13 protein-coding genes are annotated in these 15445 nt (G+C 67.1%); all 13 read right to left on the reverse strand.

All coding sequences use genetic code 11. The annotated features are described in order from the left end of the window. Positions 1–62: 62 nt before the first annotated feature. The 13 genes from AB4Z10_RS12765 to AB4Z10_RS12825 all read right to left on the reverse strand — a co-directional run bounded on the left by AB4Z10_RS12765 (position 63) and on the right by AB4Z10_RS12825 (position 15444). Positions 63–986, reverse strand: coding sequence for a carbohydrate ABC transporter permease (locus AB4Z10_RS12765; RefSeq protein WP_441470766.1), 924 nt, complete (start codon positions 984–986; stop codon positions 63–65). After that, on the reverse strand, positions 983–2176 hold the full coding sequence (locus AB4Z10_RS12770) for an ABC transporter ATP-binding protein (RefSeq protein WP_441470767.1): 1194 nt from the start codon (positions 2174–2176) through the stop codon (positions 983–985). The genes AB4Z10_RS12765 and AB4Z10_RS12770 overlap by 4 nt, the downstream gene beginning before the upstream one ends. A 79-nt stretch (positions 2177–2255) precedes the next feature. Then, the gene (locus tag AB4Z10_RS12775; RefSeq protein ID WP_441470768.1) at positions 2256–3077 is read right to left on the reverse strand and encodes a metallophosphoesterase family protein; all 822 of its coding nucleotides are present in this window, start codon (positions 3075–3077) and stop codon (positions 2256–2258) included. Between the two features lie 156 nt (positions 3078–3233). Continuing rightward, positions 3234–3962, reverse strand: a complete 729-nt coding sequence (locus AB4Z10_RS12780; RefSeq protein ID WP_441470769.1) for an SDR family oxidoreductase — start codon at positions 3960–3962, stop codon at positions 3234–3236. After that, complete coding sequence (locus AB4Z10_RS12785; RefSeq protein WP_441470770.1) at positions 3959–5614, reverse strand: FGGY-family carbohydrate kinase; 1656 nt, start codon at positions 5612–5614, stop codon at positions 3959–3961. Before AB4Z10_RS12785 ends, AB4Z10_RS12780 begins: the two co-directional genes overlap by 4 nt. A 1-nt stretch (position 5615) precedes the next feature. Continuing rightward, complete coding sequence (locus AB4Z10_RS12790) at positions 5616–7055, reverse strand: FAD-dependent oxidoreductase (RefSeq protein WP_441470771.1); 1440 nt, start codon at positions 7053–7055, stop codon at positions 5616–5618. 74 nt (positions 7056–7129) lie between these two features. Then, complete coding sequence (locus AB4Z10_RS12795) at positions 7130–8425, reverse strand: ABC transporter substrate-binding protein (protein ID WP_441470772.1); 1296 nt, start codon at positions 8423–8425, stop codon at positions 7130–7132. A 24-nt stretch (positions 8426–8449) separates the two neighbouring features. Continuing rightward, a complete protein-coding gene (locus tag AB4Z10_RS12800) occupies positions 8450–9283 on the reverse strand; it encodes a carbohydrate ABC transporter permease (protein WP_441470773.1) in 834 nt (277 codons plus the stop codon). After that, on the reverse strand, positions 9273–10148 hold the full coding sequence (locus tag AB4Z10_RS12805) for a carbohydrate ABC transporter permease (RefSeq protein WP_441470774.1): 876 nt from the start codon (positions 10146–10148) through the stop codon (positions 9273–9275). Before AB4Z10_RS12805 ends, AB4Z10_RS12800 begins: the two co-directional genes overlap by 11 nt. 79 nt (positions 10149–10227) lie before the next feature. Then, positions 10228–11322 carry a LacI family DNA-binding transcriptional regulator gene (locus AB4Z10_RS12810; protein ID WP_441470775.1) on the reverse strand — a complete coding sequence of 365 codons (1095 nt, stop codon included), beginning with the start codon at positions 11320–11322 and terminating at the stop codon, positions 10228–10230. A 195-nt stretch (positions 11323–11517) separates the two neighbouring features. Then, positions 11518–12933: an amidase gene (locus tag AB4Z10_RS12815; protein ID WP_441470776.1), complete on the reverse strand. Its 1416-nt coding sequence runs from the start codon at positions 12931–12933 to the stop codon at positions 11518–11520. 55 nt (positions 12934–12988) lie between these two features. After that, positions 12989–14617 (reverse strand): ABC transporter ATP-binding protein, encoded by a 1629-nt coding sequence (locus AB4Z10_RS12820; protein ID WP_441470777.1) that lies wholly within the window; start codon positions 14615–14617, stop codon positions 12989–12991. Next, complete coding sequence (locus AB4Z10_RS12825; RefSeq protein WP_441470778.1) at positions 14614–15444, reverse strand: ABC transporter permease; 831 nt, start codon at positions 15442–15444, stop codon at positions 14614–14616. Before AB4Z10_RS12825 ends, AB4Z10_RS12820 begins: the two co-directional genes overlap by 4 nt. Position 15445: the final 1 nt, after the last annotated feature.

The following is a 15445-nucleotide window of genomic DNA, read 5'->3' on the forward strand; positions in this document are numbered from 1 at the left end:
GAAACGGCGCAGCACCGAATGAGTGGGCGTGACCGGAGCGGCAGGGAGCGCGAGATCGGCCATCAGTAGTGCACCTTCTTGTCGAGGGCGAAGGTCTGCACGGCCGAGAAGACGAGGATGAAGGCGAGGAAGATGAAGGTCAGCGCTGCGGCATAGCCGGTGTGGAAGTACTGAAAGCCTTCGAGATAGATGTTGTGGAGCAGCACCTCGGTCGACCCGACCGGGCCGCCGCGCGTCATCACCGCCACCGTGTCGAAGATCTTGAAGGCGGTGATCATCGTGGTGACCAGGACGAACATCGTCGTCGGCCCGAGCAGCGGCCAGGTGATGGTCAGGAAACGGTCGATGCCGCTGGAACAGCCGTCGATATCGGCGGCCTCGTAGAGATCGCGCGGGATCGCGGTCAGCCCGGCCAGGAACAGGATCATGTTGAAGCCGATCAGCTGCCAGATGCCGATCACGGCGAGCGTCGCCAGCGCGGTCGAGGGCTCGCTGAGGAAGGCGATTGGCGCGAAACCGAGCCATTTCAGCAGGCCGTTGACCGGGCCGAGCGAGGGATGGAGCAGGAATTGCCAAACCGTCGCCATGGCGATCAGCGTCGAGGTCACCGGCAGGAAATAGACGACCTCGTAGAAGGAGCGGGTGCGCTTGCGCCGATGCACCAGCACGGCGATCAGCAAGGCGCCGAACACACCGCCGGGCACGACGATGGCGACATAGAGCAGCGTGTTGACGAGCGAGCGCCGGATGATCGGATCGGCCAGCGCCTTCTGGAAATTCGCGAGGCCGACCCAGTCCATGTCGGTGCCGCCGAACTCGTAGTTCGTCAGGCTGAGCCATAGCAGGACGGCGAGCGGCAGCAGGATCGTCAGCAGGAGCAGGATGAAGGCGGGCAGCGCGAAGCCGAGTCCGGTGACGCGCTCGATCCAGAGCCTGCGGCGCGCGGCGGAGGCAAAGCCGGCGGGCGAGGCGAGGGCGAGCGTCATGCGCCGGCCCTCAGCGGCACGACGGAACCGGTCGCAGCACCGGGGCTGCGTGGCTCGATGCGCTCGCCATCGGCGGCGAAAACATGGGCTGCGGCCTCGTCGAAGCAGAGCGTGACCTCGGCAGCCTCGTTGACACCGGCGGCTACGGTCGGCGTCGCGCGCATCGTCACGCCGGCCGCGTCGCGCCCGGCGAGATCGAAATGCAGGATGTACTCGGAGCCGAGATTCTCTTTCCGCCGCAGGCGGGCCGAGAACCAGGCCCGGCCCTGGCCGCCGGGCTCGCCCGAGACGAGGGTGAGCGCCTCGGAACGGATGCCGAGCGTCACCGCCTGTCCCGCGGCGAGCGGAACCGCGAGCGCCAGCGGCCGGCCGAAGAGTTCGAGGCGCCCACCCTGCGCGACCGTCGCCGGCAGCAGGTTGATCGTGGGGCTACCGATGAATTGCGCGACCTTGAGCGACGCCGGCTTCTCGTAGAGCTGGGAGGGCGTGCCCAGCTGCAGCACGGAGCCTGAATCCATCATCGCGACGCGGTCGGACATCGTCATCGCCTCGACCTGGTCGTGCGTGACATAGATGAAGGTCGCGCCGAGGCGCTTGTGCAGCTCGGCCAGCTCCGTGCGCATATGGACGCGCAGCTTGGCGTCGAGATTCGAGAGCGGCTCGTCCATCAGGAAGACGTCGGGGTTGCGCACCATCGCGCGACCGAGCGCGACGCGCTGGCGCTGCCCGCCGGAAAGCTGGGCCGGTTTGCGGGCGAGCAGATGGTCGAGCTGGAGCTGTGTCGCCACTGCCGCGACATCGGCCTCGATGCCGCGCATCACGGTCCTGCGCTGGGCTGAGATCTGCCGCAGTAGCGGCAGGCGCTGCCAGAGCTTGAGCCGCGACATCGTCAGGGGCAGGGCGATGTTCGCGCCGACGCTCATATGCGGATAGAGCGCATAGGACTGGAAGACCATGGCGACGCGGCGCTCATGCGGGCGCAGATGGTCGACGCCATTGCCGCCGATCGCGACGCTGCCGCCGTCCTGATGCTCCAGTCCGGCGATGATCCGGATCAGCGTCGATTTCCCGCAGCCGGACGGGCCGACCAGCGTCAGGAACTCGCCATCGGCGATATCGAGATCGACGCCGCCCAGGACCTTCGTCGGTCCGAACGATTTGGCGATCGAGGAGAGTGTGACCTTGGCCATGGCTTCGCCTTTCTGCGGCCCTGCGGGCTCATCGTTGGGCGTGTTTCGGCCCGGCGCCCGCTGGCGGCCGGGAGGCGTTTCAGGCAGCGCGCGGCGGGTAGACCTCGTGGATCACGTCGTCGATCCAGAGCGTCTTCAGCGCGGATATTTCGTGGATCTCGGCGGAGAAGTCCCGTCCGTCGAAGACATAGGAGACGGCACCGAGCGTCGTCGTACCGGCCATGCCCGGCTGCAATTCGGGACCCACGACGAAGCCGGATGAGGGCCCCCAGATGTAGCGCGTGCTGGCGATCGTGAAGTCATGCGCGCGGTGCAGGTGGCCGCTGGCGACGAAGGCGACCTCGTGGCGACTGATGAGATCGAGCAGATGCGCGCGTGGCCGCGGCGGAACACTCCAGTAGCCCATGTCGCCCTCGTCGGGCGCCTGGACGAAAAGCGGGCGGTGCAGGAACCAGCCGAGCCGGCGTCCTTGCGCCCCTGCGATCTGACGGTCGAGCCAGTCGAGTTGGCGCTTTTCCTCGGCCTCGTCGCTGCCGAACAGCATCGAGTTGAGGCCGATCAGTCGCCAGTCTTCGAGATCGCGGACCCAGAAGTCTTCGCCGAGATGCTGGCGCCAGCGCCCGAGGCGGGCGTCGTTCACCGGCTGATGCGGATGATAGGCCTCGCCGACGTCGTGATTACCGGGGATGCTGAGCACCGGCACGCCCAGCGTATCGAGCAGGGCGCGGCAATGACGCATGTCCTCGTCGATATCCGCGCCATCGACCGTGACGTCGCCGGTATGGATGACGAGGTCCGGCGCCTGTGCGGCGAGCCAGTCCGTCAGCGGAGCCCAATTATCGGCGAAATGCCGCTTGGTCGGACTCAGATGCGTGTCGGAAATCTGCACGATACGCTGCATGTTCCCTCCGGAATTCGCCACTTCATCGGGCGACCGTCTCATCCCGGTGCGAGCGCCGGGCAGCGGCTTTGCCTTGGATCATACAAATGAATGTTTGATGACACAATTGTATTTTAAAGGTTCATTCACCTCGCTGCGGCCGAAGACCGTTGCCGGCTAGAGATCCGTGCTCTGCGGCAGGATCACGAGGTCGCGGATCGTGACGTTGCGCGGGCGGGTCAGCATGAAATGCACGGCCTCAGCCACCTCTTCGGCCTCGATCAGGCCGCCGCGGGCGCGTTCGGCATCGAGCTTTTCCTTTGGCCAGTCGGCGATCAGCGCTGTCACCACCGGGCCGGGCAGGACGGCGCCGACACGCAGGCCGTGCGGAATGACCTGGCGGCGCAGCGTGTGGACGAAGGCCTGCACCGCATGTTTCGAGGCGGTGTAGATCGGCTCCCAGACCACCGGGACGACGCCGGCGACCGAGCTGGTCACGAGGATGTCGCCGGTCTTGCGGGCGATCATATGCGGCAGCACGGCGTGGATACTGCGGAAGACGGCGTTGACGTTGAGATTGAGCATGCGGTCCCAGGCATCTGGATCACCTTCGCTGACCGGCCCCCCGACATAGGCGCCGGCATTGGCATGGAAGATGTCGAGCGGCCCGGCCTTGTCGAGAATCTCAGGCAGCATGCCGGCGACGGAAGCGGGATCGGTCAGGTCGACGACGAGCGGAATGGCATGGGGGCCGAGAGGCGCGCAGACCTTCGCGAGGGCCTTACTGTCACGGTCGATGAGGACGACGCGCAATCCGGCGGCAAGCAGCCGTTTCGCGCAGGCGAGGCCGATTCCCGAGGCCGCTCCGGTGATCGCGGCGGTCTTTCCGGTCAGGTCCTGGGTCACGTTGAGGTCTCCGGTCGAGCTTGATGACGCACGGGCCGCATGAGGTCGCGGGCCGTATGGGCCGCCGTCTGCAATGTTTCGAAAGCGGCGAGGCGGCCTGCGTGCAGGTCGGCGATGTCGCCTGCTGCCGGTGTGAAGATGGCGGCGCCCGACGCCATCCCGGTCATGGCCTCGCCAAGGCCGGGAAATGCCTTCGCGGCTGTAGCCGCGAGCATGGCGGAGCCCAGCAGGACGGGGTCGACATCATCCGGCGCCAACAGCGGCAGCCCGGCGCAATCCGCTAGCAATTGCCGGATCAGGGGCTGGCGTCCCGCGCCGCCGCTCAGCACGATCGCCTCGATCATCGCGCCCTTGGCCCGGCTGGCCTCGATGATCTGGCGCAGGCCATAGCCGATGCCGGTGAGGCCGGCGACATAGAGCGCGACGAGATTGTCGAGGTCGCGCTCCATGCCGAGCCCAACGATCACGGCCCGTGCCTGCGGATCGGCATGGGGCGAGCGATTGCCGAGGAAGTCGGGCACGACGATGATCTCGGCGGCGAGGCGGGCTGCCTCCGAAGGCGAGGCGGCATGCCGAGCCGCCTGTGCCGCGAGCCAGTCCGGTAGCGAAAGGCCCTCGGCTTCGGCAAGGCGCTGCGCCTCCGGCGCCGCGGGATGAAAGCCGATGAGCTGCTCGATTGCGGCGCCGGCGCCGGATTGTCCGCCTTCGCTGAGCCAGAGGCCCGGCGCCATCGCCGAGAAATAGGGTCCCCAGATGCCGGGGATGAAGATCGGCTCTGCGCTGCTCGCCATGGTGCAGGCCGAGGTGCCGAAGACATAGGCCATGCGGGTCAGCGCCGTGCCGTGTGGCGAGCGCACGCCGACCGAGCCGACCCCGCCGGCATGGGCGTCGATCAGCCCGGCGGCGACGGCGGTGCCGGTGTTCAGGCCGAGTTCGTTGGCGGCCTGTTCGGTCAACCCTTGTGCGAGAGCGCTGCCGCCCGGAACGATCTCGGTGCCGATCCGTGAGAAGCCGTCATCGGCGAGATCGCCGAGGCCGATCTGCCGGAAATAGCTCGCATCCCAGCGCCCTTCATGAGCGAGATAGGTCCATTTGCAGGTGACCGTGCAGATCGAGCGCGCCAGCGAGCCGGTCGCGCGCCATGTCAGGAAATCCGGCAGGTCGAAGAATTGCCAGGCGGCGTCGTAGGTCGTCGGAAGATTCTCGCGCAGCCAGAGCAGCTTGGGCGTTTCCATCTCCGGCGAGATCGTGCCGCCGACATAGGCGAGGACCGGATGGCGCGTCGCGTTGATGCGTTCGGCCTGCTCGATGGCGCGGTGATCCATCCAAACGATGACATCGCGGTTCGCGTCGCCATGCGGGCCAACCGGGAGGGGCTTCCCGCCCGGCCCGAGCACGACCAGCGAACAGGTCGCGTCGAAGCCGATGCCGGTGATGTCGTCCGGCGCGAGCCCGGCTTCCGCCATCGCTTCGCGCACACTGGCGCAGACTGCCTGCCAGATATCCGCGCTTGACTGCTCGGCGATATCGGGCCCGTCACGATAGAGCGCGATGTCGCGCTTCGCTGTCGCGAGCATGCGCCCTTGCTCGTCGAAGATGCCGGCCCGGGCGCTGCCGGTGCCGACATCGATGCCGATGAAATGCCCGGGCATATCAGGCGGCGGCGCGGTTCGGCGGCCCGGCGCGCGTGCCGTCGGGATTGCGCAGATAGACGCCACGCTCAAGCTGCTGGCGGCGCAGTTCTCCGACATCGATATCGGCCGGCGGGCGGTTGCCGCGCACGGAGATCTTGGCGGCGCGGCCGGCAGCTTCTCCCATCGCCATGCAGGTTGCCATGACGCGGATCGCGCCCATCGCTTCGTGCGTCGCTGAGATGCTGCGGCCGGCCACCAGCAGGTTGCCGATCTTCTGCGGCACCAGCGAGCGATAGGGGATGTCGTAACAGTCGCCGCACCAGATCAGGGTGCAGCCATCGTCCGACGGGCGGTGGATGTCGATCGGATAGCTCGCGACCGCGATCGCGTCGTCGAAATGCGTGCAGGCGAGCACGTCCTCCTGCGTCATCACATATTGGCCGCGGATGCGGCGCGTCTCGCGGATGCCGAGGAAGGGGGCGGTCTTGGTGAAATAGGCCTTCTCGAAACCCGGCACATAGCCGATGAGATAGGCGACGATGTCGTCGATCTGGGCGCGGCCCTCGATCTCGCCCTTGGTCAGGCTGCGGGCGTCCGTGCCATCCGTGCCCTTGACGCGGGTCATGTTGATCCAGACCTCGCCCTTCTTCAGCCCTGTGATGATGATCGTGCGCTCGTTCGGGATCTGCAGATTGCGCTCGGCCTTGGCCTTCGCCATCAATTCGCGCATGCCGACGACGATGAATTGGTGGTTCTGGCCGAAATACTCGGCCGGGATGAAATCGGTGAGATAGGTTCGCGCGGCCGGCGGGGCATTGGCGATGGAAAGTCTCAAGGCATCGGTATCGACACCGGCGAGGCAGAACATCAGCGTCGGCGGCTGCATGCCGCCCTCGGCATTGCCCTTCTCGGTCGGCACGCCGGCGCTGTAGGCGACGTCGGCATCGCCGCTGCAATCGATCACGACCTTGGCGAGGATGGCGGTGCGGCCGCTCTTGCTCTCGGTGATAACGCCGCGGATCGTGTCGTTCTCGACCAGGGCGCCGGCGAAGAAGGTGTAGAACAGCACGTCGACGCCGGCCTCCGTCAGCATCTCCAGCGCCACCGTCTTCACCGCCTCGGGCTCGACCAGCGTAATGCCCATATGGAGCGGGCAGGGCCGGTGCTCGCTCGCGCCCTGGCGTTCCCGGCGTAGCCGCTCGATGAATTTCTGCGGCAGGCCGTCGATGATCTGGTTGCCCTTCTGGCCGAGGAAACCGAGCACCGGCAGGCCGATCGTCATGTTGCCGCCGACGAAGCTGCGGCTCTCGATCAGCCCGACCTGCAGGCCGTCCTCGGCTGCCGCGAGCGCAGCGGTGAGGCCCGATGGGCCGCCGCCGACGACGAGCACGTCATATTCGGCGGAGACGGGGATGGGGCGGGCCGGCTCTTCGATGAAGCGGGTCGCGGCGGTCGACATGGCTAGGTTCCTTCAGGGTGCAACGAATGAAGCGAGCGCCTGCGGGGCGGAAGCCCCGCAGGTCGAAAGGGTGATCAGGCCGGCATCATCGGCTTGACGCGCTCGATGATCGCGGAGACGGCATCCTTGACCGGCTTGCGGCCGAGCACGGCGAGTTGGACCTCCTCGAGGAAGGTCGCCTGGGCGCGGGCGGCTTCCGGGAAGGGCGGGAAGGCGCCGCGCGCCGTCGCCAGAACCTTGGCCTCGACGGCAGCCAGCGCATTGCCGGCCTTCAGCTTCTCGTCGGCATAGGTCGAGACGCGCACCGGGCCGTTGCCGTTCAGCGCCATGCCCAAGGTCACGCGCTTGCTGGAGACCTCTTTGATGAAGCTCCAGGCCAGAGCCTTGTCCTTCGCGTTCTTCGGGATCGACATCGCCCAGGCCTCGACGACCGAGGCCATCGGCATCTTGCCCTGGATCGCCTTTGAGCCGGGGAAGGGGACCGCCTTGATCTTGCCGGGAAACTTGCTCTGCTCGGCATTGTTGAGCTGCGCGCCCCGCGCGAAGGGCAGCACGGTGAAGGCGGCGCGGCCCTGCTGCAGCCAGGTGACCTGGTCGTCATTCTTGGTCGTGGCGTAGCTGCGCGGCAGGCTGCCGCTTTCGAACATAGCGCGCAGAGCGCCCAGCCCCTGCTCCAGCGCCTCGCGGTTCGGCACCAGCTTGAGATCGGGGCTGATGAAATCGCCGCCATAGGCGCGGGCGAACATCACGGGAAAGACGGCGAGATCGCTGGCCAGCACCATGCCGGTGACCGGCGTGCCGGCCTTGGAGGTGAAGGTCGTCTTCTTCGCCTGCTCGATCAGCTCTTCCAGAGTCGTCGGCGGGGCGGAGATGCCGGCCTCCTCCAACAGCGCTTCGTTGTAGAACAGGCCTTGCGTCGCATGGCGGACCGGGATGCCGATCAGCTTGCCGTCGACCGTCATGCCCTGCACGAGGCCTGACGCGATGTCGCCGAAATCCTCGATCGCGTCCTTGTCCTGATAGGGGCCGAGCGGTTCGAACAGCGCGGCGATCTGCGATGTCGGCCGGTTGTCGATGAGATAGCCGACACCGTACTCGGTCTCCTTCAGGCTGGCCTCGCGGAAGAGCCGATCCTGCAGCGGGTTCGAGTCGAAGGTGGTGAAGGCGCTCTCGGCATCGTTGGCCTTGCGCCAGGCGGCCATCAGGTCGCCGTCGCCGCTTCCGAGCACGGTCTGGTGGACCTTGTGGCTGAGCACGTTCAGCGTCTTGCCCGCGGCGAGCGCTGGTCCGACCGCGAGCGCGGCGGCTGCGCCTGTGGCTCCGGCGACGAAAGCGCGGCGGGTGAGCTTGGTTTCCGGCTTATTCGACATGGCTTCCTCCCTCTTTCTAGTTGGCTACCCCTTCGTCGAACCGGCGGTGAGGCCGGCCACGAGGTAGCGGTTCATGAAGACGACGAAGATGAGGACGGGCACGAGCTGCACCGTCGCGGCGGCGAAGAGGATCCCCCAGTCGACGCCGTCGATGGAGCCGATCATCTCGGAGATCACGAGCGGGGCGGTCTTGGCCTTGGTCGCGGTGAAGATGAAGGCGAAGAGAAACTCGTTCCACGAGAACACGATCACGAAGACCGCGACGGCGAGCACGCCGGGCATCGCCAGCGGCGCGATGACCTTCCGCAGGATGGTCATGCGGCTGGCGCCGTCCATCGCGGCGGCCTCGTCCAGCTCGCGCGGGATTTGGTCCATGAAGGTGCGCATCAGCACCGTGCCCAGCGAGACGAAGAATGTCGCGTAGAGCAGGATCAGCACGAGATGGGTGTCGCTGAGCCCGAGCCAGTTGACGATCGGGAAGAGCGGCAGCGTCACCACGATCGGCGGGATCAGCCGGACGATGATGAGCCCGAGCAGGCTCGCGCCGAGCCAGCGCCCGGAATTGCGCGAATAGACATAGCCGGCACAGGCGCTGGCGACGATGGCGAGCAGCGTCGCGCCGACCGTGATCAGCAGGCTGTTGAGCAGCCCTTCGAAGAATACGCCCCACGAGCGCCAGAGCTCGGCATAGTGCTTGAACGTCGGGGTGAACAGCCATTTCGGCGGCACCGCGAAGATGTCCTGGCCGGGCTTCAGCGAGGACATCGCGATGAACAGGATCGGGAACAGCGACCAGAACAGGATCGCGGCGACGGCGAGTGCCTTTCCGGCGCCAATGAGAAGTCGCTCAGTGCGCATGGGCGACGCCTCCGCGCTTGAGCAGGAAGACATAGGCGCCGGCGAGCAGCAGCGAGGCCAGCACCATGATCCAGGCGGTTGCTGCGGCCGGGCCGAAGGCGTTGAAGCTGAAGGCCTCCTGATAGAGATAGATCGCCACGACCTCGGTCGAGCGGGCCGGGCCGCCCTTGGTCAGAAGCCAGGCCTCCGAGAACAGGCGAAAAGCGAAGATGTAGCGGAAGAGCAGGGCGATCAGCATCGCCGGGGCTAGCAGCGGCAGTGTGACCTGTCGGAACGCCTGCCAGCGCGATGCGCCGTCGATCCGTGAGGCTTCGTAGAGCTCAGCTGGAATGGCGAGGCGTGCCGCGTAGACGATCACGAAGGTAAAGGGCAGGTGCAGCCAGATCGTCAAAAGGCCGATCAGGACCATCGCGTGCGAGGGCTCGAAGGACCAGTCGAGTGAGGGCAGGCCGAGTGCGTGCAGGGCGAGCGTGATCGGCCCGGCATCGGGATCGAACAGGAAGCGCCACATCACCACGGCGGTGACCTCGCTGACCGCATAGGGCGCGAGCACGGCGACGAGCAGGAAACGGCGGAAGGGCAGGCCGCTGGCAAAGAGCAGGGCCATGCCAAGGCCGACGGCGAGTTCCAGATGGACGGCGACGACGACGAGGACGACGGTGTTCCAGAGCGCGCTGTGGAAGGCGGGATCGGTGAGGACACGCCAGTAGTTCTGCAGGCCGACGAAGCGCGGCGCCTGGCCGAAGCTCGACGTGTTCAGGCTCAGCCAGACGACATAGAGCGACGGCAGTACGATCACGCTCAGGATGAGCAGATGCACCGGCGCAAGCAGCGGCAATAGTCGTGCCGTTCGTTGAAGCTGCACGCGTTTCCTCCAAGAATTCTTTGCTCCAGGCTCTATCGGCCCGGTGGCTCGGACGCAGGGCGCCCGTCGTCGGTCTTCGTCAGTGCACCGCCTTGGCGGTGCCGCTCGGCCTCTCCGGATTTGGAAGCGGATCGGGATCGCGGCTGCCGCCGCGTTCAGCGGTGGCGGCCAGATCCCTCACGGAATCGCGGGCCTGCAGGCTGGTCTGCAGCACGGAATGCGTCGGCGGCGCCATGTCGCCGGCCATGCGGGCGCGCAAGCGGTTCCAGGCGGCTTCCGCGATTTCGGCAATCGGCTGACGGATCGCGGTGACACCAGTCTTGCGGGCGCTCATCCAGGGATAATCGTCGAAGCCGACGACCGAGACCGGGTCAGGAATGTCCATGCGCATTCGGGCCAGCGCCGAAAGCGTACTCAGCGTCGTGACGTTGGTGAGCGCGATCACCGCGCTCGGCTGCGGGTGGCGTTCGAGCCAGTGCAGAAAGGCTGCGGCGCCGCGATCGGCATTGGAGCCGAGTTCGATCACGGTCGGCTCGCGGCCGAGTGTGCTGCGGATCAATTCGCAGGCGCCGCGGACGCGCTCGCGGATCGGCGAGATGGCGAGGCTGGAGGCCGCGACGAGGATGTCGCGATGACCCTTGGCGAGGAGGTGCCGGGCAGCGATCTCGCCGGCCTCGCGGTTGTCGATCGCGACGGTATCGACGAGCGAGCCCTCGGGCGGCACGCGGTCGGCGAACACGATCGGCAACCGCCCGATCTTGTTGCGCAAGGCGTCCGGAACCGCATCGGAACAGGGCACGGCGATCAGCCCGGACGGGCGCCAGGCCAGCAAGGTGCGCAGCCGCGACTGCTCCAGCCCGAGATCGTCGCGGGAACTGGCGACGAGGATATCGTAGCCGTCCTTCTGCGCGAGCACTTCGAGCTGCGAGACCAGGGAGGTGAAGAAGACGTCGTCGAGATCGGGCACGAGGACGCCGACGACGCGGGCCTGGCCCGAGCGCAGTTGCGATGCGGCGCGGTCGACCTGATAGGCCAGCTCGTCGGCGGCCTTGAGCACGCGCGCGCGCAAGTCGGCATTCACCGGCTTGTTGCCGCTGAAGACGTTCGAGACGGTCGCGATCGAGACGCCTGCGCGGGCGGCGACATCCCGGATCGTGACGCGGCCATTGTCCATCGGAAAGCCTGTTAAACGTTTTACAGAAAAACGTTTAACAGGGGTGAGCGCGCAAGACAAGCGCGCTTCGAGTCAATGTCGCTATGGCGGCGGCTAGAGCCCGTTACTGGCCCTAAGCGGCCCCTTGAGACGTCCGCCTCGGAGCAGATCAACTTTCGATCCCGTCTGCTGGCCGAGGCCGGTCAAGGGTATCGCTCAATCCCTTGCCGGATCGATCGGCGCGATCCGCCCAATACCGCGCTCCAGCACAGCGCCAGCCTCCAACAGAAGCTGATCGCCGAAGCGTGGAGCGAGCAGTTGCACGCCCATGGGCTTGCCCGGCACGGTGCCGACCGGCACGGATAGTCCAGGCAAACCGATCGTCGGCGTGCCCATATAGGGCGCGGTGACGGCGTAGAACCAGTCGGTGTCCATCTTGCCGGAGACGTCGAGATCGTCCTCCATCGGCTTCACCCAGCTCACGGCGGTGAGGACCAGCGGCCAGTCCTCCATGAAGAGCTGCCATTTGCGGGCGAGCCGGGCGCGCTGCGCCAGCCCCTCCAGCAGGCCGTCGCGCGTATCGACGACCGGCACGCCTTCGAGCTGGATCTCCAGCATCCTCTTCATCTTCCAGTCGCCATGGGCTTCCATGAGCTGACCGAGCCCCCCGCGCATCTCGTTGCCCAGGATGAGGCGCCAATGCTCCACCAGCTCGCGGAAGGAAGGCGCCTCGACCTCGGCCACCTCGTAACCTGCATCGGCCAGAATGGCGGCCGCCTGGCGGATGGCGGCCGTCACCTCGGGATCGACCGGGCTCTCCTGCGTCTCCGCGACGACTGCGACCTTGCGGGGCCTGTGGGTGAGCGGGCCGAAGATGTCGCCGGCCGGGATCTGCCAGATGTCGTTGGGGTCGCGCCGGCTGAGCACCTGCATGGCCAGCCGGATATCCTCGATCGAGCGGGCGAGCGCGCCCTGCACCGCCATCAACTGCGAGACGATCTTGCGCTCGGGCATGGACAGGCTGGTGCCGGGAATGAGCCCCGCCGTCGGTCGCAGACCGTAGACGCCGCAGCAATAGGCGGGATGCCGGACGGAGCCGCCGATATCGTTGCCATGGGCGATCGCGCCGATGCCGGCGGCCGCAGCGGCCCCGGCGCCGCCCGACGACCCGCCGCAGGTCACCGCACGGTCATGTGGGTTGAGCGTCGCGCCATGCAGGTCGTTGCTGGTGAAGGCGCGCATCGAATAGCACGGCGTGTTGGTGCGGCCGATGATCGGCGTGGCGCCGGCCCGCAGCGCGGAAACCGTGGAGGAATCCTGTTCCGCCTTGTGGTCCTTGTTGGCGACGACGCCGTTGGTCGTGGCGCGGCCCTTGTAATCGACATTGACCTTGATCGTGACGGGCACGCCATGGAGCGGGCCGGCCGGACCATCGCGACGCAGCGCCTCGTCGGCGGCCCGTGCTTCGGCAAGCGCAGCCTCCGGCAAGGCGTCGACGACGGCATTGATCGCGGGGTTAGCCTGTTCGAGCCGCGCCAGGGCGCTCTGCGTCGCCTCGACCGAGCTGATCCGCCCCGCCGAAATCGCCGCCGCCAGCTCGGCGGCCGTCCATTGCCAAAGTTCGCTGCTCACGGTCTCTCACCTTGTCGCTCGTATCCGACGAATCTCTGTGGGCCTCTCGCGAGGATCACGCCAGCGCCTCCTGCGCGGCGCGGGCGGCGAAGAAGGCCCGTCCCGGCACGGCTTCGAGGAGCCGCTTCGTATAGTCGCTATGCGGGTGCTCGAAGAGCTCCTCCGTCGGGCGGTCCTCCTCGACCTGGCCCTGCCGCATCACCAGGACCCGGTCGGCGATCTCGCGGGCGACGCGCAGGTCGTGGGTGATGAAGACCATCGCCAGCTTCATCTCGGCCTTCAGCCCGTTCAACAGGTCGAGGACCTGCGCCTGGATCGAGACATCGAGCGCCGAGACCGCCTCGTCGGCGATCAGGATCTCGGGCTGGAGGGCGAGCGCCCGTGCGATGCAGATGCGCTGGCGCTGCCCGCCGGAGAACTCATGCGGGAAGCGGTCCAATGCCTTGCGGCTGAGGCCCACGCGGTCCAGCCACTCTCCGGCCAGCCGCTCTGCCTCGGTACGGCTGGCGCCGAAGGCCATGGGACCGCGACAGATGCTCTCGCCGATCTTGAGGCGGGGATCGAGCGAGGAATAGGGGTCCTGGAAGATGATCTGGGCCTTGCGCCGGAAATTTCGCAGCGCGGCGCCGTTCATGGCGCGGACGGAGGTCCCGTGCCAGAGGATCTCGCCGGAATCCGCCTCGATCAGCCTGAGCAGGATGCGCGCCAGGGTGGATTTGCCGGAGCCGCTTTCGCCCACGACCGCAAGCGTGTCTCCCGCCGCCAGGCGGCAATTGACGTCGCGTGCCGCGACCACCTCGCGCGGTTTCGCGAACAGCCCCTGCCGTGTGACGAAGCGCTTCTGGAGATCGCGGATCTCGAGGATGGGCGGTGCCGGTTCGGCCGCCTTGCGGAAGGCCCCGCGGCCGGGGACCGCGTCGCGCAGCATCCGCGTATAGTCCTGCGTCGGATTGAGCAGCACGGCATCGGCGCTGCCGGCCTCGACGATCTTGCCGTGCTGGAGCACGACGACCTTGTCGGCGATATCCGCGACGACGCCGATATCATGGGTGATGAACAGCACGCCCATGTCGTGGGTCTTCTGCAGATCCTTGATCAGGTCGAGGATCTGGCGCTGCGTCGTGACGTCGAGCGCAGTGGTGGGTTCGTCCGCGATCAGGAGCTTCGGGTTGTTGGAGAGCGCCATGGCGATCATCACGCGCTGGCGCTGCCCGCCCGAGAGCTGGAAGGGATAGGCCTTCATCAGGCGCGGCGGATCGGGCAGGCCCACCTGAGCAAACAGCTCCTCGACCTTGGCGGTCACCGCTGCCTCCGCGAGGGAGGGTCGGTGGGTGCGGATGGCTTCGGCGACCTGCTCGCCGACGCGCTTCAGCGGGTTGAGCGCCGTCAGCGGCTCCTGGAAGATCATCGCGATGCGGTCGCCACGCACCGCGCGCTTCTGCGTAGGCGGCAACCCGGCGAGGTCGCTGCCCTCGAACATCAGCGCGCCGCCGTCGATCCCGATGCCCGGCGGCAGCAGGCCCAGGATGGCATGGGCGATCATCGACTTGCCGGAGCCGGATTCGCCGACCAGGCAGACGATCTCGTTTCCGGATATGTCGAAGGAGACGTTCGAGACCGCATGGGTGCGATCGCCTCCGGCCGGCAGGGCGATGGAGAGGTTCTCGACCGAGAGCAGCGTCATGAGCGCGCGATCCGCGGGTTGAGGGCGTCGTTCAGGGCTTCTCCGATCAGGTTGATGGCGACGGCGGTCAGCAGGATCGCCAGGCCCGGAAACAGGCTTGCCCACCACGCCTGGCGGATGACGGTGCGGCCGGCGCCGATCATGTAGCCCCAGGACATGTAGTTGGGGTCGCCCAGCCCCATGAAGCTCAATGCCGCCTCGATCAGGATCGCCGACGCCACCGCCATTGAGCCGGTGACGATGATCGGCGAGATGGCGTTGGGGATGATGTGGCGAAGCAGCACGGAAACGGCGCTCTGGCCCTGGCAACGCGCCGCCTGGACGAACTCGCGCGCCGCGATGCTCTTCACCTGGATGCGGGTGAGGCGGGCCAGCGGCGGCCAGCTCACCAGCCCGATGGCAAGGATGATGGTGCCGATCGACGGGGTGAGAATGGCGACCAGCAGGATCGCCAGCACGAAATTGGGGATGGTCTGGAAGATCTCGATGAAGCGCACGATCAGATGGTCGACGGTCTCGCCGGCGACGCCGGCGATGGCGCCGAGCGTTACGCCGAGCAGCAATGCGGCGAGCGTCGAGACGATGCCGATCATCAGCGAGACGCGGGCGCCGTGCATGATGCCCGCCGCGATGTCGCGCCCCATCGTATCCGTACCAAGCACGGCGCCGTCGGTTCCCGGCGGGCGCAGCGGCGCGCCCGCCATGTCCCATGGCGATGCCGGATAGACGAGCGGCGCTAGCGCCGCTGCCAGAATGACGATGGCGAGAATAGCCAGCCCGAGCAGGCCGGCGGGATGGCGCAGAAAGGTCTTGAGGCTGTCGTTCATC

Source organism: Allobosea sp. RAF48, assembly GCF_052114025.1.
Classification (GTDB): Bacteria; Pseudomonadota; Alphaproteobacteria; order Rhizobiales; family Beijerinckiaceae; genus Allobosea.

Coding starts and splice junctions, on each gene's coding strand:
- AB4Z10_RS12765 (WP_441470766.1), bottom strand. CDS start 986: ATGACGCTCGCCCTCGCCTCGCCCGCCGGCTTTGCCTCCGCCGCGCGC.
- AB4Z10_RS12770 (WP_441470767.1), bottom strand. CDS start 2,176: ATGGCCAAGGTCACACTCTCCTCGATCGCCAAATCGTTCGGACCGACG.
- AB4Z10_RS12775 (WP_441470768.1), bottom strand. CDS start 3,077: ATGCAGCGTATCGTGCAGATTTCCGACACGCATCTGAGTCCGACCAAG.
- AB4Z10_RS12785 (WP_441470770.1), bottom strand. CDS start 5,614: ATGCCCGGGCATTTCATCGGCATCGATGTCGGCACCGGCAGCGCCCGG.
- AB4Z10_RS12790 (WP_441470771.1), bottom strand. CDS start 7,055: ATGTCGACCGCCGCGACCCGCTTCATCGAAGAGCCGGCCCGCCCCATC.
- AB4Z10_RS12795 (WP_441470772.1), bottom strand. CDS start 8,425: ATGTCGAATAAGCCGGAAACCAAGCTCACCCGCCGCGCTTTCGTCGCC.
- AB4Z10_RS12800 (WP_441470773.1), bottom strand. CDS start 9,283: ATGCGCACTGAGCGACTTCTCATTGGCGCCGGAAAGGCACTCGCCGTC.
- AB4Z10_RS12810 (WP_441470775.1), bottom strand. CDS start 11,322: ATGGACAATGGCCGCGTCACGATCCGGGATGTCGCCGCCCGCGCAGGC.
- AB4Z10_RS12820 (WP_441470777.1), bottom strand. CDS start 14,617: ATGACGCTGCTCTCGGTCGAGAACCTCTCCATCGCCCTGCCGGCCGGA.
- AB4Z10_RS12825 (WP_441470778.1), bottom strand. CDS start 15,444: ATGAACGACAGCCTCAAGACCTTTCTGCGCCATCCCGCCGGCCTGCTC.